This is a genomic window from Streptomyces fumanus (assembly GCF_014655295.1).
Taxonomy (GTDB): Bacteria; Actinomycetota; Actinomycetes; order Streptomycetales; family Streptomycetaceae; genus Streptomyces; species Streptomyces fumanus.
On sequence record NZ_BNBI01000006.1, the window covers coordinates 308,318 to 328,553 of the forward strand.

Annotated in this window: 17 protein-coding genes; 9 read left to right on the forward strand and 8 right to left on the reverse strand. The window is 75.1% G+C overall.

Features of this window, described 5'->3' with window-relative positions; genetic code table 11:
• Window positions 1-70: 70 nt before the first annotated feature.
• Both IE316_RS15660 and IE316_RS15665 read right to left on the reverse strand, forming a co-directional pair.
• Entirely contained in the window at window positions 71-2,494 is a 2,424-nt protein-coding gene (locus IE316_RS15660) for an ABC transporter permease (RefSeq protein ID WP_190204930.1), read from the reverse strand.
• Window positions 2,488-3,288 carry an ABC transporter ATP-binding protein gene (locus IE316_RS15665; RefSeq protein ID WP_190204931.1) on the reverse strand — a complete coding sequence of 267 codons (801 nt, stop codon included), beginning with the start codon at window positions 3,286-3,288 and terminating at the stop codon, window positions 2,488-2,490. The genes IE316_RS15660 and IE316_RS15665 overlap by 7 nt, the downstream gene beginning before the upstream one ends.
• A 160-nt stretch (window positions 3,289-3,448) precedes the next feature.
• Between IE316_RS15665 and IE316_RS15670 the strand changes: the two genes are divergently transcribed.
• Together IE316_RS15670 and IE316_RS15675 are read left to right on the forward strand one after the other, a co-directional pair.
• A complete protein-coding gene (locus IE316_RS15670; RefSeq protein WP_190204932.1) occupies window positions 3,449-4,714 on the forward strand; it encodes a sensor histidine kinase in 1,266 nt (421 codons plus the stop codon).
• A complete protein-coding gene (locus IE316_RS15675; RefSeq protein WP_190204933.1) occupies window positions 4,687-5,346 on the forward strand; it encodes a response regulator in 660 nt (219 codons plus the stop codon). The genes IE316_RS15670 and IE316_RS15675 overlap by 28 nt, the downstream gene beginning before the upstream one ends.
• A gap of 173 nt (window positions 5,347-5,519) precedes the next feature.
• Here the strand turns inward: IE316_RS15675 and IE316_RS15680 are convergent, their stop codons facing one another.
• Entirely contained in the window at window positions 5,520-5,996 is a 477-nt protein-coding gene (locus IE316_RS15680) for a GNAT family N-acetyltransferase (protein WP_190204934.1), read from the reverse strand.
• Window positions 5,997-6,060: 64 nt separating this feature from the next.
• Here IE316_RS15680 and IE316_RS15685 point away from each other — a divergent pair, with 64 nt between their 5' ends.
• Entirely contained in the window at window positions 6,061-6,864 is an 804-nt protein-coding gene (locus IE316_RS15685) for an exodeoxyribonuclease III (RefSeq protein ID WP_190204935.1), read from the forward strand.
• On the opposite strand, the gene IE316_RS15690 is transcribed toward IE316_RS15685, so the two are convergent.
• Window positions 6,861-7,514 (reverse strand): MerR family transcriptional regulator, encoded by a 654-nt coding sequence (locus tag IE316_RS15690; protein WP_190204936.1) that lies wholly within the window; start codon window positions 7,512-7,514, stop codon window positions 6,861-6,863. The two genes, IE316_RS15685 and IE316_RS15690, sit on opposite strands and share 4 nt — an antisense overlap.
• A 133-nt stretch (window positions 7,515-7,647) precedes the next feature.
• Between IE316_RS15690 and IE316_RS15695 the strand changes: the two genes are divergently transcribed.
• The 3 genes from IE316_RS15695 to IE316_RS15705 all read left to right on the forward strand — a co-directional run bounded on the left by IE316_RS15695 (window position 7,648) and on the right by IE316_RS15705 (window position 10,365).
• Entirely contained in the window at window positions 7,648-9,162 is a 1,515-nt protein-coding gene (locus tag IE316_RS15695; RefSeq protein WP_190204937.1) for a flavin-containing monooxygenase, read from the forward strand.
• Between the two features lie 55 nt (window positions 9,163-9,217).
• Window positions 9,218-10,102 carry an SDR family oxidoreductase gene (locus IE316_RS15700; RefSeq protein WP_190204938.1) on the forward strand — a complete coding sequence of 295 codons (885 nt, stop codon included), beginning with the start codon at window positions 9,218-9,220 and terminating at the stop codon, window positions 10,100-10,102.
• Window positions 10,103-10,191: 89 nt separating this feature from the next.
• Window positions 10,192-10,365 (forward strand): hypothetical protein, encoded by a 174-nt coding sequence (locus IE316_RS15705; protein WP_190204939.1) that lies wholly within the window; start codon window positions 10,192-10,194, stop codon window positions 10,363-10,365.
• 121 nt (window positions 10,366-10,486) lie between these two features.
• Here the strand turns inward: IE316_RS15705 and IE316_RS15710 are convergent, their stop codons facing one another.
• Window positions 10,487-13,750, reverse strand: a complete 3,264-nt coding sequence (locus IE316_RS15710) for a S41 family peptidase (RefSeq protein WP_190204940.1) — start codon at window positions 13,748-13,750, stop codon at window positions 10,487-10,489.
• A gap of 171 nt (window positions 13,751-13,921) precedes the next feature.
• On the opposite strand from IE316_RS15710, the gene IE316_RS15715 reads away from it, so the two are divergent.
• From IE316_RS15715 to IE316_RS15725, 3 genes are all read left to right on the forward strand, one after another.
• Window positions 13,922-14,521: a TetR/AcrR family transcriptional regulator gene (locus IE316_RS15715; protein WP_190204941.1), complete on the forward strand. Its 600-nt coding sequence runs from the start codon at window positions 13,922-13,924 to the stop codon at window positions 14,519-14,521.
• A gap of 102 nt (window positions 14,522-14,623) precedes the next feature.
• A complete protein-coding gene (locus tag IE316_RS15720; RefSeq protein ID WP_190204942.1) occupies window positions 14,624-16,828 on the forward strand; it encodes an MMPL family transporter in 2,205 nt (734 codons plus the stop codon).
• A 152-nt stretch (window positions 16,829-16,980) separates the two neighbouring features.
• On the forward strand, window positions 16,981-17,475 hold the full coding sequence (locus IE316_RS15725; protein WP_190204943.1) for a YbaK/EbsC family protein: 495 nt from the start codon (window positions 16,981-16,983) through the stop codon (window positions 17,473-17,475).
• Window positions 17,476-17,482: 7 nt separating this feature from the next.
• Here the strand turns inward: IE316_RS15725 and IE316_RS15730 are convergent, their stop codons facing one another.
• From IE316_RS15730 to cbiQ, 3 genes are all read right to left on the reverse strand, one after another.
• Window positions 17,483-18,655, reverse strand: coding sequence for a serine hydrolase domain-containing protein (locus IE316_RS15730; protein ID WP_190205092.1), 1,173 nt, complete (start codon window positions 18,653-18,655; stop codon window positions 17,483-17,485).
• Window positions 18,656-18,728: 73 nt separating this feature from the next.
• The gene (locus IE316_RS15735) at window positions 18,729-19,487 is read right to left on the reverse strand and encodes an energy-coupling factor ABC transporter ATP-binding protein (RefSeq protein WP_190204944.1); all 759 of its coding nucleotides are present in this window, start codon (window positions 19,485-19,487) and stop codon (window positions 18,729-18,731) included.
• On the reverse strand, window positions 19,475-20,236 hold the full coding sequence (cbiQ, locus tag IE316_RS15740; protein WP_190204945.1) for a cobalt ECF transporter T component CbiQ: 762 nt from the start codon (window positions 20,234-20,236) through the stop codon (window positions 19,475-19,477). The genes IE316_RS15735 and cbiQ overlap by 13 nt, the downstream gene beginning before the upstream one ends.

The following is a 20,236-nucleotide window of genomic DNA, read 5'->3' on the forward strand; positions in this document are numbered from 1 at the left end:
AGCGAACCCCGCCCGATCGGGTTCGATCGGGCGGGGTTCGCTTCGTCCCGGCCGCTGGCGATCCGTCAGATCAGGGGCGGCGCAGGGTGCGGGCCGCCGTCAGGACCGCCGAGGTGACCGCGATCACCGCGCAGGCGCCGGCCGTCGCCGCCAGGGCCGGCCAGGGCAGGGCGAGCCGGGCCGGGGCCGACAGCAGGGCCAGGGCGCCGGTCATGCCGAGCAGGTTCACCACCGCCACCAGCAGGCCCAACAGCGCCCCCGCCGCCGCCACGGTCAGCGCCTCCGCCCCGACCAGGCGCAGTACCTGCGCGCGCGTCGCGCCGGCCAGCCGCAGCGCGGCCAGCTCCCGGGCCCGGCCGGCCGTCGCCATCGCCTGCGTGCCCGCCAGCGAGATGCCCGCGTAGACCAGGGCGATACCCAGCACCACCAGCAGACCCAGCCGGGTCGTGCCGCCACCGCCCGGCGCGACCGCCCGCGCCCACGCCCCGGCGTCCAGCACCCGCCCGCCGGCCGGCCCCGTCGCCGCGCGCAGCCCCGCCGCCACCGCGGCCCGGTCCGCGCCCGGCGCCACCGTCACCTCCACCCGGTCCACCCGGGCGCCCGGCGCGTTGGCCGGGGTGACGTACACCCCGTGGCCGCCCGTGCCGGCCGGCAGCACCGCCGCGATCCGCAGCGAGCGGCGGGTGCCGTCACCGAGCCAGACCGCGACCCGCCGGCCGACGGCCGCCCCCTGCCACTCCTCGTCGACCACGATCGAACCGTCGTCCAGGTCCCCGATCCGGCCCGCCGTCACCGGCAGCCGGGCCGTCGCCGCCAGCGCCCCGGGGTCGGCGGCGCGGGCCTCGGCACGGATCAGGGCCACGCCGTCCTCCAGCGCGTACACCGCGCTCGGCGCGGACGCCGACACCGCCGCCGTGCCGGGCACCGCGCGCAGCTTCCGTACCGTCGCCGCGTCCAGGGTGCCGCCGTCCGCCGTGACCACCAGGTCGGCCGCCGTGCGGGCCCGCGCCTCGGCCGCCGCCGCCTCGCCCAGGGTCGCCGTCGCCCCCAGCAGCGAACCCGCCAGCGCCACCGTCACCAGCACCGGTGCCGCCACCGCCGCGCCCCGGCGGACGCCCCCGGCGGCGTTCTCCCGGACCAGCGTGCCGCCCGCGCCCGGCAACCGGGACGGCAGCCACCCGAGCAGCCGGACCGCCGGGCCCACCAGCGGCGGGGCCAGCAGCGCCACCGCCGTGATCAGCAGCATGGGCCGGCTGATGTAGGTCTTGCGGTGCAGCAGGTCGGAGGGGTCGGTCAGCAGCGCCCAGGCGAGCGTCCCGGCCGCCGCCAGCAGCAGCGCGGCCCCGCACAGCAGCCTGCCCCGGGTCAGGGTGCCGGCGTCCACCGACGCCTCGCGCAGCGCCTGCGCCGGCCGGGTCCGGCCCGCCCGCCAGGACGCCGCCACCACCCCGCACACCGCCACCGCCAGGCCCGTCCAGAACGCCGCGTGGTACGGCCAGGAGTGCCCGCCGATCACGAACCAGTCCGGCGCCAGCCCCTCCGCCACCACCCGCGCGGCGAGGAACGGGGCGGCGTACCCGCCCAGCGCGCAGCCCGCCGCAGAGGCGGCCACGCCGACCAGCAGCGCCTCCGCGAGCACCGTCCGGCGGACCTGGCCGGGGGTCGCGCCCGCCAGCCGCAGCAGCCCGAACTCCCGGCGCCGCTGGGCCACCGTGAACGCGAACGTCGACGCCACCACGAACACCGACACGAACCCGGCCACCCCGCCGGCCGTCCCGAACAGGGCGTTCAGCGCGGTCACCGCCTCCCGGTCCCGGTCGGCGCCGGTGTCCGCCGCCCGCCGCGCGTCCCCGGTCAGCACCCGGGCCCGGTCGCCCACCACCCGTCGTACCGCCGCCGGGTCGGCGTCGACCACGAGCTGGACGCTCACCGGCGCCAGTCGGGCGGCCCGCGCGTCGGTGTGGAAGACGGCCCGCTCGGTGCCGGGGCCGGTCGCCGTGCCCACCACGCGGACCGTGCCGCGGTCGGTGCGCAGTCGCTCGCCCACCGCCGCCCAGGTGCCGGTGGTCACCACCTCACCGTCCGCGTGCGGCGCCCGGCCCCCGGTCAGCCGGTACGGGGCGAAGGCGGCCGTCGACCACGGGTGGCCGACCAGGCCGGACGGCCCGCCCGCGACCCGTACCGGATAGGAGCGGTCCTCGGTCACCCGGCCCAGCGCGCGCAGCGCGGCCACCGTGTCCGCCGGGACGGGCCGCGGCACGGCCAGCGGCCGCGTCCGTACGCCGATCGGGGTCGGTACGCGCAGGGTGTCCGCGCCGCGCACCACCACCGGCGCGGCGGCGAACCGCTCCGGGGCACGGCCGGGGGCGTCCGCCGCGGAGGCCAGGGAGAGCCCCATCACGGTGAGCAGCCCGACCCCCAGGGCGAGAGCGGCGAAGCCGCCGACGAAGGCGGTCCAGCGGGTCCGCAGGGTGCGCAGGGCGAGACTCAGCACGACAGCACCCCCGCCGGGCCGGCCGGACGTGTCTTGCCCATCGCGCCCAGCGCCGCCGCCCCGCCCGGCGCCTCCAGTTCCGTCATCCGCGCAGCGATGTCGCTCGCCGTCGCCCCCGTCAGTTCGCCGTGCACCCGGCCGTCGACCAGGAACACCACCCGGTCGGCGTACGCGGCGGCCACCGGGTCGTGGGTGACCATGATCAGCGTGCGGCCGTCGCGGTCGACGGTCTCCCGCAGCAGCGTCAGCACCCGGTGGCCGGTCGCCGAGTCCAGCGCGCCGGTCGGCTCGTCGCCGAAGAGGACCTCCGGGCGGGTGATCAGCGCCCGGGCCAGCGCCACCCGCTGCTGCTGCCCGCCGGACAGTTCCGCGGGCCGGTGCCGGGCCCGGTCCGCGAGGCCGATCCGGCGCAGCGCCTCCCGTACCTCGGCGGCGCGGGGGCGGCGGCCGGCCAGGCGGAGCGGCAGGGCGACGTTCTGCTCGGCGGTCAGCGACGGCAGCAGGTTGAACGACTGGAAGACGAACCCGATCCGCTCCCGGCGCAGCAGCGTCAGCCGCCGCTCGCTCAGCCCGGTCAGCTCCGTCCCGCCCAGCCGCACCGACCCCGAGGTCGGCCGGTCCAGGCCCGCCGCGCACTGCAGCAGCGTCGACTTGCCCGACCCGGACGGGCCCATCACGGCGGTGAAGGTACCGGCGGGGAAGGCGAGCGAGACGCCGTCCAGCGCCGTCACCCCGCCGTCCCCGGCCCCGTACCGTCTGCGCACGGACCGCAGTTCGATCGCGTCGGTTCCCATGTCCCGCCCCTCGGCTCGCTGTTGAGGGCTCCAGCCAACCCCGGGAGGGGCCCGCCGATCATTGCGGCAGGGGCGAGAAACGGGGGTAGGGCCAGGCATACCCCGAAGCGGGGGCCAGACCGGTGGTGGGGCCCGCCGGACCGCCCGTACGGTGATCGGCATGACGGTGTGGGGGGCGCTCGGCGAGCGGGGATATCTGAGGTCGGCGTGGCCCTGGCGGGCGGCGGCCTATCTGCTGAGCGGGGCGCTGTTCGGGGCGCTCGTCCTGGTGGCGGTCCTGGGCGGGCTGGTCGTCGGGGGCGCGCTCGCCGTGCTGGTGATCGGGCTGCCGCTGCTCGGGCTGACCGCGCTGGCCGGGATACCCGTGGCCGCCGTGGAGCGCCACCGGCTGCGGCTGGCCGGCCTCGGCCCCGTCCCCGCGCGGCACCGCACCCCCGGTGCCCCCGGCCTCCCGGCGTGGCTGGCGACGCGGCTGCGGGAGCCGGCCACCTGGCGGGAACTGGCGTACGCCGTGCTGCTCGGCACGCTGCTGTGGCCGCTGGACGCGCTGGCGGTGGCCTGCGCCGCCGGGGGGCCGCTGGCGCTGCTCGCGGTGCCGGCGCTGTTCGCCGCCGACGGCGAGGCCAAGGCCGTCAAGCTGTGGACCGTGCACTCCTGGCCCGCCGCCTGCGCGGTCGCCGCCCTCGGGGTGGTGCTGCTCGCCGCGGGGGCGTACGCGCTGGGCGGGTACGCCGGCGCGCGGGCCGAACTCGCGCGGGTCCTGCTCGGCGCCGGGGACGACGGCGACCGGGTCACCGAACTCGTCCGCTCCCGGGTCCGCCTGGTCGACGCCTTCGAGGCGGAGCGGCGGCGCATCGAACGCGATCTGCACGACGGGGCCCAGCAGCGGCTCGTCGCGCTCAGCATGACCCTGGGCCTGGCCCGGCTCGACGCCCCGCCCGGGCCGCTCGCCGACCAGTTGGCCAGGGCGCACGACGAGGCCGGCCGGGCCCTGGCGGAACTGCGCGAACTCATCCACGGCATCCACCCCCAGGTCCTCACCGACTACGGTCTGCGGGCCGCCGTCGCCGACGCCGCCGACCGCAGTCCGGTCCCCGTCGACCTCGCCCTGGACCTCCCCGGGCGGCTGCCCCGGCCGGTGGAGAGCGCCGCGTACTTCGTGGTCTGCGAGGCCCTCGCCAACATCGCCAAGCACAGCGGGGCCCGGCGCGCCCGGGTGCGCGGCGGCCACACGGACGGACGGCTGGTGCTGGAGATCGGCGACGACGGGCACGGCGGCGCCGATCCCGCCGGGGGCAGCGGGCTGACCGGGCTCGCCGACCGGGTGTCGGTGCTCGATGGCAGACTCTCCCTGTCCAGCCCGCCGGGCGGACCGACCCTGCTGCGAGTGGAGATCCCTTGCCGGCCGACCGACCCCTGCGGATAGTCCTCGCCGAGGACAGCGTGCTGCTGCGCGAGGGGCTGACCGGCCTGCTCACCCGCTTCGGCCACCAGGTGGCGGCGGCGGTCGGCGACGCCGAGGCCCTGGTCACGGCGGTCGCCGAGCACGACCCGGACGTGGTGGTGACGGACGTACGGATGCCGCCGGGGCTGCACGACGAGGGGCTGCGGGCCGCCGTGGAGCTGCGGGCGGAGCGGCCCGGGCTGCCGGTGCTGGTGCTCAGCCAGTACGTGCAGCGCGCCTACGCCGCCGAGCTGCTCGACTCCGGCGACGGCACCGGTGTCGGCTATCTGCTCAAGGACCGGGTCGGGCAGGTCGAGGAGTTCGTCACCGCCCTCGCCGAGGTCGCGGCCGGCGGCACGGTCGTCGACCCCGAGGTGGTACGGCAACTGCTGCGCCGGCGCCGCGACCCGCTGGCCCGGCTCACCCCGCGCGAGCGGGAGGTGCTGGCGCTGGTCGCCGAGGGCAGGTCCAACGGCGCGATCGCGCGGGCGCTGGTGGTGTCCGAGGCGGCCGTCGGCAAGCACATCGGGTCCATCCTCACCAAGCTGGACCTGCCGCCGGCCGACGACACCCACCGCCGGGTCCTGGCGGTCCTGGCGTTCCTGCGCGCCTAGGCCGTGTCCGCAAAGTCCCTCCGTCCGCCCGGAGGGCGGGCCCCGCGGCGTCTGGTGCGTGCTCTCGGCGTGCCGGACGCAGTCCCTCGTACTGGGCGTACTCGGGGCTGTGTCCGGTGCGGCGAGAGTGCGTGCCAGGCGTCGCGGGGCAGGAGGGACTTTGCGGACACGGCCTAGAGCTGCTTCGCGTAGCAGAGGCTGCTCTCGTGGAAGCGGTAGTAGCCGAACTTGTCGCACGGCTCGTAGCCGCTGGACAGGTACAGCGCCACGGCCTCCGGCTGCTGGGTGCCGGTCTCCAGGACCATCCGGGTGCGGCCCGCCGCGCGGGCGTCCGCCTCCAGCGCGGCCAGGATGCGGCGGGCCAGGCCCCGGCCGCGCATCTGCTCGATGACGAACATCCGCTTCAGCTCGGCGTCGCCGTCCCGGTAGTTCTCCTCGTTGGCCTCCTGCGCCCGCCAGCCGCCGGTGGCGACCGGGACGCCGGCCTCGTCGTACGCGATCAGGTACAGGCCGTTGGGCGGTGCGAAGTGCGAGGGCTCCAGGTACGTCTCGTCGCCGCCGTCGCCGTAGCGCAGGGCGTACTCGGCCTGCACCTCGTCGTTGAGCTTCACGGCGTCGGGGTGGTCGAAGGGGACCGGGCGTATCTCCATGGTGCCTTCCGCGTCGAATCGATCCAGAACGGGACAGGGTCCAGTGTGCCGGTAAGGTTCCCTGGTGCTCACCGTGACCTCCGTCAACGTAAACGGCCTGCGGGCCGCCGCGAAAAAGGGTTTTCTCCCGTGGCTCGCCGCCACCGGCGCCGACGTGCTCTGCCTGCAGGAGGTGCGTGCCGAGCCGGAGCAGCTCCCCGCGGCGGTCCGCGAGCCCGAGGGCTGGCATGTGACGCACGCCCCCGCCGCCGCCAAGGGCCGCGCCGGGGTCTCCCTCTACACCCGCCGCGAGCCCGACCGGGTGCGGATCGGCTTCGGCTCGGCGGAGTTCGACGGCAGCGGGCGGTACGTGGAGGCCGACCTGCCCGGTGTGACGGTCGCCTCCCTCTACCTGCCGTCCGGCGAGGTCGGCACCGAGCGGCAGGACGAGAAGGTCCGCTTCATGGACGAGTTCCTCGGCTACCTCAAGGAGCTGCGCGAACGCGCCGCCGCCGACGGCCGCGAGGTCCTGGTCTGCGGCGACTGGAACATCGCCCACCGCGAGGCCGACCTGCGGAACTGGCGCGCCAACCGCAAGAACTCCGGCTTCCTCCCCGAGGAGCGCGCCTGGCTGGACCGGGTCCTGGACCCGGCGGACGGCGGTTACGTGGACGTGGTGCGCGCCCTGCACCCGGACACCGAGGGCCCGTACTCGTGGTGGTCCTACCGGGGGCGGGCGTTCGACAACGACGCGGGCTGGCGGATCGACCTGCACGCCGCCACCCCGGGGCTGGCGGCGACGGCCGTCAAGGGGTACGTGGAGCGCGCCGCCACCCATGACGAGCGCTGGTCGGACCACGCGCCGGTGACGGTGGTCTACGACCGTTAGTCCTCCTCGGACCGCGTGCGCAGGCGCCGGTCCAGGGCCAGGGAGAGTTCCGCCTCGACCACCGCGCGGGCCAGCGGGCGCAGCCGGGGGAGGTCCTCCTCGCGGGCGTGGGCGAGGACCAGGTCGGCGAAGATGCCGGCGAGGGCCTCGGCGTGCTCGCGGACCCGGCGTCCGGCGTCGAGGACGCCGGCCAGCGGGATGCCCTCGCGGACCAGGGCGGAGGAGACGTCCAGCAGCCGGCGGCTTATGTGGACGATGTTCTCGCCGTCGGTGCCCAGGTAGCCCAGCTCCAGGGCGGCGGCGAGGTTCTCCGGGGTGTCCTGGCCCTGGAAGCGGTCGGCGAGTTCCTCGGGGGTGAGCCGGACCGGGGTCTCCTCGGTGGGCTCGCCCAGGCCGAGCAGGTCGCCGACGTCCCGGCCGTGGTCGAAGGCGTCGGCGAGTTCCGCGATGCCGCTGAGGGTGTGGCCGCGCTCCAGCAGCGCCGAGATGGTGCGCAGCCGGGCCAGGTGGTGGTCGTCGTACCAGGCGATGCGGCCCTCGCGGCGGGGCGGCGGGATCAGCTTGCGCTCGCGGTAGAAGCGCAGGGTGCGCACCGTGATGCCGGCCAGCTCGGCCAGTTCCTCCATGCGGTACTCACGCTTGTCGCTCACCCCCCGACCCTACGGCGTACCGCCGGTAACTTTCTTTGGCCCGACCCCTACCCATCGGTAGCCGCCTCGCCTACTCTCCCCATTACGCCAGTGTTCACTGGCAGAGTCGATGGCGAGGTGTGGAGGCGTCGGGATGGCCGAGCACGAGCATGTGAAGGTGGCGGTGGTCGGGTCCGGATTCGGCGGGCTGGGCGCCGCGGTGCGGCTGCGCCGCGAGGGGATCACCGACTTCGTGGTCCTGGAGCGGGCCGGCAGCGTGGGCGGCACCTGGCGGGACAACAGCTACCCCGGGTGCGCCTGCGACGTGCCCTCGCACCTGTACTCCTTCTCCTTCGCGCCGCACCCGGACTGGCCGCGCACCTTCTCCGGACAGCCGCACATACGCGCCTACCTGGAGCGGGTCACCGACACCTTCGGGCTGCGCCCGCACCTCCGCTTCGACTCGGAGGTGAAGCGGATGACGTGGGACGCCGAGGAGTTCCGCTGGGAGATCGAGACCGTCCGGGGCACCCTCACCGCCGACGTCGTGGTCTCCGCCACCGGGCCGCTCTCCGACCCCAAGATCCCGGACATCCCCGGCCTGGACACCTTCCCCGGGAAGGTCTTCCACTCGGCCCGCTGGGACCACGACTACGACCTCACCGGCAAGCGCGTCGCCATGATCGGCACCGGCGCCTCCGCCATCCAGATCGTGCCGTCGATCCAGCCGAAGGTCGGCCGGCTCACCCTCTTCCAGCGCACCCCGGCCTGGGTGATGCCCCGGGTGGACCGGGAGATCAGCGGCGTGGAGCGGGCGCTGCACCGGGCGCTGCCGGTCACCGCCAAGCTGCGCCGGGGCGTGCTGTGGGGCATCCGGGAGCTCCAGGTGCAGGCGTTCACCAAGCACCCCGGCGAGCTGGGCTTCGTCGAGCAGTTGGCCAAGCGGAACATGGCCCGCGCGATCAAGGACCCGGCGCTGCGCGCCAAGCTGACCCCCGACTACCGCATCGGCTGCAAGCGCATCCTGCTCTCCAACTCCTACTATCCGGCGCTCGCGCGGCCCAACGTCGACGTGGTCGCCGCCGGTCTCAGCGAGGTGCGCGGCTCCACCCTGGTCGCCGCCGACGGCAGCGAGGCCGAGGTGGACGCGATCGTCTTCGGCACCGGCTTCCACGTCACCGACATGCCCATCGCCGAACGGGTGGTGGGCGCGGACGGCCGCACCCTCGCCGAGACCTGGAAGGGCGGCATGGAGGCACTGCGCGGCGCCTCGGCGGCCGGCTTCCCCAACTGGATGACGATCATCGGGCCCAACACCGGCCTGGGGAACTCCTCCATGATCCTGATGATCGAGTCCCAACTGAACTACATGGCCGACTACTTGCGCCAGCTCCGCGTCCTCGGCGGCAAGGTCGCCCTCGACGCCCGCCCCGCCGCCGTCGCCGCCTGGAACGAGCGGGTGCAGCGGCGCATGGAGCGCACGGTGTGGAACACCGGCGGCTGCACGAGCTGGTACCTGGACCCCAGCGGCCGCAACACCACCGTCTGGCCAGGCACCACCGCCGAGTTCCGGCGCGCCACCCGGCAGGTGGACCTCGCCGAGTACACGGTCCTGCGCCCCTCGGCCGAGCGGTCCGCGACCGCGGCGCCCGCGCAGGTGGGCGCGTGACCCGGCCGGCCGCCCGCATACCCACGTCCACCGCCGTACGAGCCGAGGAGAGCGCATGAGCAGGGTGAGTCTGGAGGGCCGGGTCGCCGTCGTCACGGGGGCGGCGCGCGGCGTCGGGGAGCTGCTGGCCCGGAAACTGTCCGCGCGCGGCGTGAAGGTGGCGCTGGTCGGGCTGGAGCCGGACGCGCTGAAGCAGGTCGCCGCCAGGCTGCACAGCGACAGCGACCACTGGTACGCCGACGTCACCGACCAGGACGCGATGACCAGGGTCGCCGCCGAGGTCCGGGAGCGGTTCGGCCGGGTCGACATCGTCGTCGCCAACGCGGGCGTCGCCACCGGCGGCCCGTTCACCGGCTCCGACCCCGAGGCGTGGCGCCGGGTCATCGAGGTCAACCTGATCGGTTCCGCGGTCACCGCCCGCGCCTTCCTCCCGGCGCTGCTGGACACCCGCGGCTACCTGCTCCAGGTCGCCTCCCTCGCCGCGCTGACGCCCGCGCCGATGATGAGCGCCTACTGCGCCTCCAAGTCGGGCGTGGAGGCGTACGCGCACAGCCTGCGCGCCGAGGTCGGGCACCGGGGCGTGCGGGTCGGCGTCGGCTATCTGTCCTGGACCGACACCGACATGGTGCGCGGCGCCGACCAGGACGAGGTGATGCGGGAGCTGCGGGGGCGGCTGCCCTGGCCGACCAACAAGACGTACCCGCTGGGCCCGGCCGTCGACCGGCTGGTGGAGGGCATAGAGCGGCGGTCCGCGCACGTGTACGGGCAGTGGTGGCTGCGCGGCATGCAGGGCGTGCGCGGCTATCTGCCCGCGCTGATCGGCACCGTCGGGCAGCGCGAGATGCGGCGGTTCGCGGACCGGCTCGACGGGATGCGCGGCGGGCTGGTCGGGGCGGGCGGCGCCGCCGACGAACAGCACCGCACTACGGTCCGTGACTGATCGACATGCGACGGGTCACGGCGCGTGTGAATCTGATCGGGCCCGGCCATTGTCTCGGCCGGACCCGACTCACCCAGGAGTGAACCCACATGGGTATCAAGGACCAGTTCCAGGAGAAGTCCGAGCGGCTGCGGGAGCAGGGGCGGCAGCGGGCCGACCAGGCCAGGGAGCAGGGACAGGAGCGCCGTCGCCGTGACGACGACCTGGACCAGCCCGCGCGCCGCGAGGCGGAGGACCGCCTGGAACGCGACTTCGACGCCTGACGCGCCGCGTCCCCGACGCGGACCAGGGGCGCCCTCCGGCGACGGGGGGGGGGCGCCCCTTCCGTGCTGCCCGGCCGCGGGGCGGTGGCCGCTGACGGGAGCGGTCCGGGCGCCGCGCCGCTCACCCCCGCGGCGGCAGCGGCGGACGGGAGCGGTCCGGTACGTCGCTCAGGTCCGGCGGGGTGGCCGGCGGGTCGCTCTCCAGGGCCGCCAGGGCGAGCCGCACCGCCTCGCCCAGCACCGGGTAGCGGCCCTCGGCCCAGTCCAGCGGGGTGCGCAGCACCGGCACGTCGGGGTCGACGCCCCGGTTCTCCACCGACCAGCCGTAGGCGTCGAACCAGGCCGCGTTCATCGGCACCGTGATCACCGTGCCGTCGCCCAGTCGGTGCCGGCCGGTCATCCCGACCACCCCGCCCCAGGTCCGCTGCCCGACCACCGGGCCCAGCCCGAGCAGCTTGAACGCCGCCGTGATCATGTCGCCGTCGGAGGAGGTCGCCTCGTCCGCGACCGCCACCACCGGCCCGCGCGGCGCGTTCGAGGTGTACGACACCGGCTGCGCGTCCCGCGTCAGGTCCCAGCCCAGCACGGTCCGGGTCAGCTTCTCGATGACCAGTTCGCTGATGTTGCCGCCCGCGTTGCCGCGCACGTCCACGATGAGCGCCGGCCGGGACACCTCCCCGCGCAGATCGCGGGTGAACTGCGCCCACCCCGAGCCGCCCATGTCCGGGATGTGCAGATAGCCGCACCGCCCGCCGCTCAGCTCCCGCACCACCGCCCGGCGTCTGGTCACCCAGTCCTGGTAGCGCAGCGGCCGGTCGTCGTCGAGCGGGACGACGGCGACCCGCCGGGCGGGACCGGTGCCGCCCGGCGGCGCGAAGGTCAGCTCCACCGTCGTCCCGGCCGCCCCGGCCAGCAGCGGGCAGGGCCCCGCCACCGGGTCGACCGGACGGCCGTCCACGTGGGTGAGGGCCGCGCCCTCGCGGATGCCGGTGCCGGCCAGCGGGGAGCGGGCCCGGGAGTCGGAGGCGTCGCCGGGCAGCACCCGCCGGACCAGCCAGCGGCCGTCCCGGCGGGTGAAGTCGGCGCCGAGCAGGCCCTGCAGGCGCTGGTAGTGCGGCGGGCCCTCGTTGCGGCGGGCGGCGGCCACATAGGCGTGCGAGGTGCCCAGCTCGCCGAGGACCTCGCGCAGCAGGTCGGCGAACTCGTCCGGCGAGGCCACCCGGTCCACCAGCGGCCGGTACTGCGCCAGCACCGCGTCCCAGTCGATGCCGCACATGCCCGGATCCCAGAAGTAGGCCCGGGTCAGCCGCCCCGCCTCCTCGTACGCCTGCCGCCACTCGGCGCCCGGATCCACCCGGTGCAGGATGCGGCGCAGGTCGATCCAGGTGGTGGTGTCCCCGTCGGCGGCCTCCGCGGCGGGTACGGCGCGCAGCTCGCCCTCGTCGACGACGACCAGGCGGGTGCCGTCGCCGCTGACGCCGAACGCGTCGAGGTGGCCGACGAGTTCGGACTTCCTGGCCCGGGCGAGGCAGAAGTGCTCCAGGGTGGGCCGCTCGCTCGGGTCGTCCGGGTTGGCGAAGGTCTCGCCCAGCGCGCCGGAGATCGGCCAGCGCAGCCAGACCAGTCCGCCGCCGGCCACCGGGTACAGCGCCGAGTACTTGGACGCGGTCACCGGGAACGGCGTCACCCGCTCGGTCAGCCCCTCCGCCTCGACGGTGACCGCGCCGCCCTCACCGGGCCCGTCCTCGTCCGGGTCCAGGCCGCCGGCCGCCGGGCGGCCCTCCGGGTTCAGCGCGAACGGGGAGGGGGTGGCCGAGGAGAGCGGGACCAGGTACGGGCGGCAGCCGAGCGGGAAGGACAGGTCGCCGGTGTGCACGTCGTACACCGGGTCGAAGCCGCGCCAGGACAGGAACGCCAGATAGCGGCCGTCGCGGGTGAAGACCGGGTTCTCGTCCTCGAACCGGCCGTCGGTGACGTCGATGATCGAAGGGTCGCCGCCCTGGCCGGTGATCCGGGCCAGCCTGATCTGCCGCAGGCTGCGCCCGATACCGGGGTGCGACCAGGTCAGCCAGGCCCCGTCCGGGGAGAAGGCGAGGTCGCGGACGGGCCCGTTGACGGACCGGACCAGCTCGGTGACGCGGGCCCCGCCGTCCGGCGCCTCCTCGGTCACGTCGAGCAGCAGCAGCCTGCCGTCGTGGGCGGCGACGGCCAGCCGTTCACCCAGCGGGTCGGAGACCGTCTCCAGCACCCGGCCGAGCCGCCCCGCGGCCAGCCTCCACGGTGCCCGGCCGCCGGTGGCCCGGGGCAGGTGCGCGATCTCCACCGCGTCCTCGCCCTCGGCGTCCGTGACGTAGGCGATCCGGCCGCTCCCGCCGAGCATCTCCGGCAGCCGCACCCGTACCCCGGGGATGTCGGCGAGGGCGCGGGCCGGGCCGTCCCGGTGGGTGAGCCAGTACAGGCTGCCCCGGACGACGACGGCGCTGGCCCGGCCGGTCTCGTCCACCGCGAGGCCGCCCAGGTGCCGCGCGGCCGGCACCTGGTGGGGGCGCCGCCCCGCGCGCGGCCCGTTCAGCCGCACCTCCAGGCGGCGGGGGACCGAACCGGCGGACAGGTCCTCGACCAGCCACAGGTCACCGGCGCACTGGTAGACCACCCGGGTGCCGTCGCTGGCCGCGTGCCGGGCGTAGCAGGCGTCGTGGTCGGTGTGCCGGCGCAGGTCGGAGCCGTCGTGGGCGCAGGAGTAGAGGTTGCCGACGCCCTCGTGGTCGGAGAGGAAGGCGATCCGGCCGCCGACGAACAGGGGGGAGTGCAGATGGCCGCCGAGGCCGGCCGGCAGCCGTTCGCCGTGCAGCCACAGGCGGCCGGTGGCGCCGCCCCGGTACCGCTTCCAGGCGGCGGGTTCGTGCGGCGGGGTGCCGGTGAGCAGCAGGGTGCGGCGCTCGCCGCCGAGGTCGGCGGTCTGGAGGTCGGCGACCGGCCCCCAGGGCAGCTTGCGGCCGGGGCCGCCGTCGAGGCCGATCGTGTAGGCCCAGGTCAGATGGGAGAACGGCTCGCCCTGGGAGGTGACGGCGAGGACCGCCGCCGTACCGTCCGGATCGGGCGGCGCCCAGCCGCAGACCCGGGTGTCCGGGCTGCCCCAGTGGGTGAGCTGCCGCCCCGGCCCGCCGTCCACCGGCACCAGGTGCACCTCCGGCACCAGCGTGCGCCAGCTCGTGTACGCGAGGTGGCGGCCGTCGGGCGAGAAGCGCGGGTGCCCGGCCTTGGTGCGGTCGACGGTGAGCCGCCGGGCGCGGCCGGAACCGTCCAGCGGGGCCAGCCAGAGGTCGTCCTCGGCGACGAAGCAGAGCAGGTCAGAGTGGAGGTGCGGAAAGCGCGGGTAGCTCACCCTCCCCATGCTTTTCCGGGCCCCGGACCCCAGCAACTCGTGCCGGTGCTTACGCCGCGCCGACAACCGTGACCCACACCACGTACGAAACCGTTTCGTTTCGCTTGTGGGGTGGGATACATTCGTCACGTACGCAGACCATGCCGTGCGGAGCAGAGAGGTGGCGGGAAGATGACGGAGACCGTGACGGCCCGCCGCAGCCGGATCACCCCCGAGCGCGAGGCCGAGCTGTACGGCGCCGTGCTCGACCTGCTCCGGGAGGTCGGCTACGACGCCCTCACCATGGACGCCGTCGCCGCCCGCACCCGGTCCAGCAAGGCCACCCTCTACCGCCAGTGGGGCGGCAAGGCCGAGCTGGTCGTCAAGGCGGTCCGGCACGACAAGCCCGGCCGCACCGGCGACATCGACACCGGCTCCCTCCGCGGCGACCTGCACGCCCTGCTGGCCCGCGAGGACGACTGCACCATGGAGCAGAACTCCGCGCTGATGCGGGGCCTGGCCATGGCGCTGCACCAGAACCCGGACCTGCGCCAGGCGTTCCGGGAACAGCTCATCGAACCGGAGATGGCGGAGTTCCGGCGGCTGCTGCAGCGCGCCGTCGACCGCGGGGAGATCAGACCGGACTGCCCGGCGCTGGACTTCCTCGTGCACATGATGGTCGGCGGTTTCGCCACCCGCACCCTGCTGGAGGACCAGCCGCCGACGCGGGCCTTCCTCACCTCCTACATCGACGCCGTGATCCTCCCCGCCCTCGGCGTCTCCACCTCCTGACACGTCCCCCCTAGCTAGCCCTCACCTGACGTCACCGCTCACGTCGTCGGGCTGGTCGACCCTGCCCTGAAGACCCCACGACCTGACCGGGAGTACGCCCTCGTGGCCACGATGCTCTACAAACTCGGCCGGCTCGCCTTCCGGCGACGGCATCTCGTCGCCCTGATATGGGTGGCGCTGCTGACCCTCGCCGGAGTCGGCGCGGCCAGTGCGCCGCCCGCCGGCAACACCTCGTTCTCCATCCCCGGCACGGAGGCGCAGAAAGCCTTCGACCTGCTGGAACAGCGCTTCCCCGGGCAGAGCGCCGACGGCGCCACCGCCCGCGTCGTCTTCAAGGCGCCCGGCGGCGAGAAGATGACGGACGCCGGGAACAAGGCGACCGTCGAGAAGACCGTCGCCGATCTCGCCGACGGCTCCGAGGTCGCCTCGGTCGCCGACCCCTACCAGGGCAAGGTCGTCAGCAAGGACGGCACCATCGCCTACGCCTCCGTCAAGTACGACGTCTCCGGCATGGAGCTGGAGGAGTCCACCAAGGACGCCCTGGAGGCCGCCGCGCAGCAGGCCCGGGAGGCCGGGCTGACCGTCGAGATCGGCGGTGACGCGCTCGCCGCGGCCCCGCACACCGGCGCCACCGAGGTGATCGGCATCGCGGTCGCCGCCGTCGTGCTGGTGATCACCTTCGGCTCGCTGGTCGCCGCCGGGCTGCCGCTGCTCACCGCCCTGATCGGCGTCGGCATCGGCGTCTCTTCCATCACCGCGCTGGCCAGCGCCCTGGACCTGGGCTCCACCACCTCCATCCTGGCGATGATGATCGGCCTCGCGGTCGGCATCGACTACGCCCTGTTCATCGTCTCCCGCTACCGCGCCGAACTCGCCGAGGGCCGGGACCGGGAGGAGGCCGCGGGCCGGGCCGCCGGCACCGCGGGCTCGGCGGTGGTCTTCGCCGGCCTCACCGTGGTCATCGCCCTGGTCGGCCTCGCCGTCGTCAACATCCCGATGCTGACCAAGATGGGCGTCGCCGCCGCCGGCACCGTCGCCATCGCCGTCCTCATCGCCCTCACCCTGGTCCCCGCCCTGCTGGGTTACGCCGGCCGCCGGGTCAAGCCGGCCGGCGCCCGGCGCGAGCGGCGCGGCGCGCGGGAGAGCGCGCCGCAGCCCGCCAAGGCCAACATGGGCACCCGCTGGGCGAGCTTCGTGGTCCGCCGCCCGCTGGCCGTGCTGCTGCTGGGCGTCATCGGCCTGGGCGCCGCCGCGATCCCGGCCGCCTCCCTGGAACTGGGCCTGCCCGACGACGGCTCCCAGCCCACCGACACCACCCAGCGCCGCGCCTACGACCTGCTTTCCGAGGGCTTCGGCCCCGGCTTCAACGGCCCCCTGATGGTCGTGGTCGACGCCAAGGGCAGCAAGGACCCCGACGCCGCGTTCACCAAGGTCTCCGACGAGATCAAGGACCTGAAGGACGTCGTCACGGTCACCCCGCCGGCCCCCAACAAGGCCGGTGACACCGCCACCATCACCGTCGTCCCCGACTCCAAGCCGTCCTCCGTCGCCACCGAGGACCTGGTGCACGCCATCCGCGACGCGGGCGCCGACGTCCGCGCCGGCACCGGCGCCGAGACCCTGGTCACCGGCTCCACGGCGATGAACATCGACGTCAGCCAGAAGCTCAACGACGCGCTGATCCCGTACCTGGTGCTGGTCGTCGGACTGGCCTTCCTGCTGCTGATCGTCGTCTTCCGCTCGATCCTGGTCCCGCTGAAGGCCGCCCTCGGCTTCCTGCTCAGCGTGCTGGGCGCGCTCGGCGCCGTCGTCGCGGTCTTCCAGTGGGGGTGGCTGGCCGGCCTGATGGGCGTGGAGGAGACCGGCCCGGTCATGTCGATGATGCCGATCTTCATGGTCGGCGTGGTCTTCGGCCTGGCGATGGACTACGAGGTCTTCCTGGTCACCCGGATGCGCGAGGCGTACGTCCACGGCGAGTCGCCCAGCCAGGCCATCGTCACCGGCTTCAAGCACGGCGCCCGGGTCGTCACCGCCGCCGCGGTGATCATGATGGCGGTCTTCGCGGGCTTCATCGGCTCCAGCGAGTCCATGGTCAAGATGATCGGCTTCGGCCTGGCCGTCGCGGTCCTGTTCGACGCGTTCGTGGTCCGCATGGCGCTGGTCCCGGCCGTCCTCGCCCTGCTGGGCAAGCGGGCCTGGTGGCTGCCGAAGTGGCTGGACCGCGCGCTGCCCAACGTGGACGTGGAGGGCGAGGGACTCAAGGCCCTCGACACCCGGGAGAAGGATCGGGACCTGGCCCGCGTCTGACCCGGCACCGCCCGGGACGACGACCGGCCGGTGAGGGCTCCGTGGGGACGGGGCGGCCCTCACCGGCCTTCCCCGCGCCCTTCCGCCGGGGCCGCGGCGGGACGACGGAAACCGGGTCGCCCGCCGCGCGCCCGCGCCGCTAGCGTGCCCCCATGACGACGACCGCAGCCCACCCCCGTTTCGCCGACGCCCTCACCGCCCTCGGCCTGGCCGACGTCACCGCGCGGGTACGGACCTTCCCGGAGGCCACCCGGACCGCCGCCGAGGCCGCCGCCGCGATCGGCTGCGAACTGAGCCAGATCTGCAAGTCGCTGATCTTCGCGGCGGACGGCGTGCCGGTCCTGGTCCTCATGGACGGCGCCTCCCGCGTCGACGTGGAACGGGTCCGCGAGGAACTCGGCGCCCAGCGGGTCACCCGCGCCAGGGCCGACGTCGTCCGGGAGACCACCGGGTACGCCATCGGCGGCGTCCCGCCCTTCGGGCACCGCACCCGCACCCGGGTCCTCGCCGACCGCTCGCTGCTCGCCCACGACCTGGTCTGGGCCGCCGCCGGCACCCCGTACTCCGTCTTCCCGATGGCCCCGAAGGACCTGGTCGCGCACGCCGGCGCCACCCTGGCGGACGTCCGCGAGCGCCCGGCCGGCTGAGGCCCGGTCAGCGGGCGCCGAGGGCCGTGCGCACCGCCTTGACCAGGGCCTGGGCCCGCGGATCCGCCGTCACCGTCCGGCGCAGGCCGTTGGTGACATAGCCGAAGGCGATGCCCGCCTCCGGGTCGGCGAAGCCCAGGGAGCCGCCGCGGCCGGGGTGGCCGAAGGAACCGGGGGACAGCAGCGGGGAGGCGCTGCCGTGCAGCATGTAGCCGAGGCCGAAGCGGGTGTTGACGACCAGCACCCGGTCGGGTCCCGCCGACTCCTCGGCCCGGGCCCGCGCCAGCGTCCCGGGCGTGAACAGGCGCACGCCGTCGACCTCGCCGATCAGGGCCGCGTAGAAGCGGGCCAGCGCGTCGGCGGTGGCGATCGCGTTGGTCGCGGGCAGCGCCGCCGCCCGGTACGCGGTGTCGTTCTGGTCGGGGAACGGCGTGATCGCGGCGAAGGCGCGGCGGGTGAGCGAGCCGGGGTCCGCGTAGGCGGCGGTGACCGCCCGCTTGGGGCGCAGCCGGAGCCCGCCGGGCGGCTCGGTCTCCGGCGCGGGCCCGACCCGGCCCGCCCGCCCGGCCGCCTGCTCGCCGGGCGGCAGGCCCAGCCACAGGTCGAGGCCGAGGGGCCGGGCGATCTCGTCGGCGATCCACGCGCCGGTGCCCCGGCCGCCGGTCACCCGGCGCACCAGCCCGTCGACCAGCCAGCCGTAGGTCAGCGCGTGGTAGCCGTGACCGGTGCCGGGCTCCCACACCGGGGCCTGGGCGGCGACGGCCTCGGGCCCGCGCGCCGGGTCGAGGGCCTCCTCGGGCGTCAGCGGCCGGTCCAGGACGGGCAGCCCGGCCCGGTGGTTCAGCAGGTGCCGGACCAGCACCCGTTCCTTGCCGCGCGCCTTGAACTCCGGCCAGTACGTGCCGACCGGCGCGTCCAGGTCCAGCTCCCCGCGCTGGTGCAGCAGCAGCGGTACGGCGGCGGCGACGCCCTTGGTCGCGGAGCGCACGACCTGGGCGGTGCTCCGCCGCCAGGGCTCGGTGCCGTCGATGTCCCGGGTGCCGGCCCACAGGTCGACGACCCGCCGGCCGTCGCGGTAGACGGCGACGGCGGCGCCCCGCTCGCCCAGGCCGGTGAAGTTGGCCGCGAACGCGTCCCTGACCGGTTCGAACCCCTCGGCCACTGTGCCGTGCACGTCCACGTCCACGTCCGTTCCTTCCCACTCGCCGGTGACAATGGCTGCAACAGCCACCGACCGCCGGTGGATTCCCCGGTCAGGCGCCCGTCGCCACCGAGCGGGGGTCGAAGCCGAACGGCAGCTCCAGGCGGTGCGCCCGCATCAGCTCCTCGTCGGCGAGGAGTTCACCGGTCGGCCCGTCCGCGGCGATCACACCGTCGCTCAGCACCAGGGCGCGGGGGCACAGCTCCAGGGCGTAGGGCAGGTCGTGGGTGACCATCAGGACGGTGACGTCCAGGGAGCGCAGGATGTCGGCGAGTTCGCGGCGGGAGGCGGGGTCGAGGTTGGAGGAGGGCTCGTCCAGGACGAGGATCTCCGGCTCCATCGCCAGCACGGTCGCCACGGCCACCCGGCGGCGCTGGCCGAAGGAGAGGTGGTGCGGGGGACGGTCCTTGAACTCGCCCATGCCGACCAGGGCGAGCGCCCGGTCCACCCGGGCCTCCAGCTCGGCGCCCTTCAGTCCGGCCGCGGCCGGGCCGAACGCCACGTCCTCGCGGACGGTCGGCATGAAGAGCTGGTCGTCGGGGTCCTGGAAGACGATGCCGACCCGGCGCCGGATCTCGGCCATGTTCTTCCGGTCCACCGGCAGCCCGGCCACCCGCACGGTGCCCGCGCCGCCGGTGAGGATGCCGTTGAGGTGCAGTACGAGGGTGGTCTTGCCGGCGCCGTTCGGGCCGAGCAGGGCGACCCGCTCGCCGCGGGCGACGGTGAAGTCGACGCCGAACAGGGCCTGGTGGCCGTCGGGGTAGGCGAAGGCGAGGCCGGAGACCTCCAGGGAAGCAGTCACAGCGTCCATCCCAGCAGACAGACCGCGAGCGCGGCACAGGGGAGGGCCAGTGCGCAGGTCCACTGGGCCCGGGAGGCGGTCACCTCGTCGATGACCGGCATGGCACCGGCGTAGCCCCGGCTGACCATGGCCAGGTGGACGCGTTCGCCGCGTTCGTAGGAGCGGATGAACAGGGCGCCCGCGGACTTGGCGAGCACGCCCCAGTGCCGTACGCCCCTCGCCTCGAAGCCGCGCGACTCGCGGGCGATCCGCATCCGGCGCATCTCGTCGGTGATGACATCGCCGTAGCGGATCATGAAGGAGGCGATCTGGACCAGCAGCGGGGGCAGCTTCAGGCGCTGCAGGCCCAGCAGGAGTTCGCGCAGTTCGGTGGTGGCGGCCAGCAGGACCGAGGCGGCGACCCCGAGGGTGCCCTTGGCCAGTACGTTCCAGGCGCCCCACAGGCCGTTCACGCTCAGCGACAGCCCGAGCACGTCCACCCGCTCGCCCTCGGCGACGAACGGCATCAGCACCGCGAAGGCGACGAACGGCACCTCGATCAGCAGGCGCTTGAGCAGGAAGCCGGCGGGGACGCGGGCCGCGTACGCCACCGCCGCGAGCAGCACGGCGTACAGGGCGAACGCCCACATCGCCTCGCGCGGGGTGGAGACCACGACGACCACGAAGGCGAACGCGGCGGCGAGCTTGGTGTGCGGCGGCAGGGCGTGCACGGGGGAGTGCCCGTGCCGGTAGAGCCGGTGCGCGTGGCCGGACCCCAT

What these genes read in the sequence shown, in the direction of transcription:
- IE316_RS15695 (WP_190204937.1), top strand. Translation starts at nt 7,648, where the DNA reads ATGGCCGAGCACGAGCATGTGAAGGTGGCGGTGGTCGGGTCCGGATTC.
- IE316_RS15725 (WP_190204943.1), top strand. Translation starts at nt 16,981, where the DNA reads ATGACGACGACCGCAGCCCACCCCCGTTTCGCCGACGCCCTCACCGCC.
- IE316_RS15735 (WP_190204944.1), bottom strand. Translation starts at nt 19,487, where the DNA reads ATGGACGCTGTGACTGCTTCCCTGGAGGTCTCCGGCCTCGCCTTCGCC.
- IE316_RS15700 (WP_190204938.1), top strand. Translation starts at nt 9,218, where the DNA reads ATGAGCAGGGTGAGTCTGGAGGGCCGGGTCGCCGTCGTCACGGGGGCG.
- IE316_RS15670 (WP_190204932.1), top strand. Translation starts at nt 3,449, where the DNA reads ATGACGGTGTGGGGGGCGCTCGGCGAGCGGGGATATCTGAGGTCGGCG.
- IE316_RS15680 (WP_190204934.1), bottom strand. Translation starts at nt 5,996, where the DNA reads ATGGAGATACGCCCGGTCCCCTTCGACCACCCCGACGCCGTGAAGCTC.
- IE316_RS15705 (WP_190204939.1), top strand. Translation starts at nt 10,192, where the DNA reads ATGGGTATCAAGGACCAGTTCCAGGAGAAGTCCGAGCGGCTGCGGGAG.
- cbiQ (WP_190204945.1), bottom strand. Translation starts at nt 20,236, where the DNA reads ATGGGGTCCGGCCACGCGCACCGGCTCTACCGGCACGGGCACTCCCCC.
- IE316_RS15715 (WP_190204941.1), top strand. Translation starts at nt 13,922, where the DNA reads ATGACGGAGACCGTGACGGCCCGCCGCAGCCGGATCACCCCCGAGCGC.
- IE316_RS15665 (WP_190204931.1), bottom strand. Translation starts at nt 3,288, where the DNA reads ATGGGAACCGACGCGATCGAACTGCGGTCCGTGCGCAGACGGTACGGG.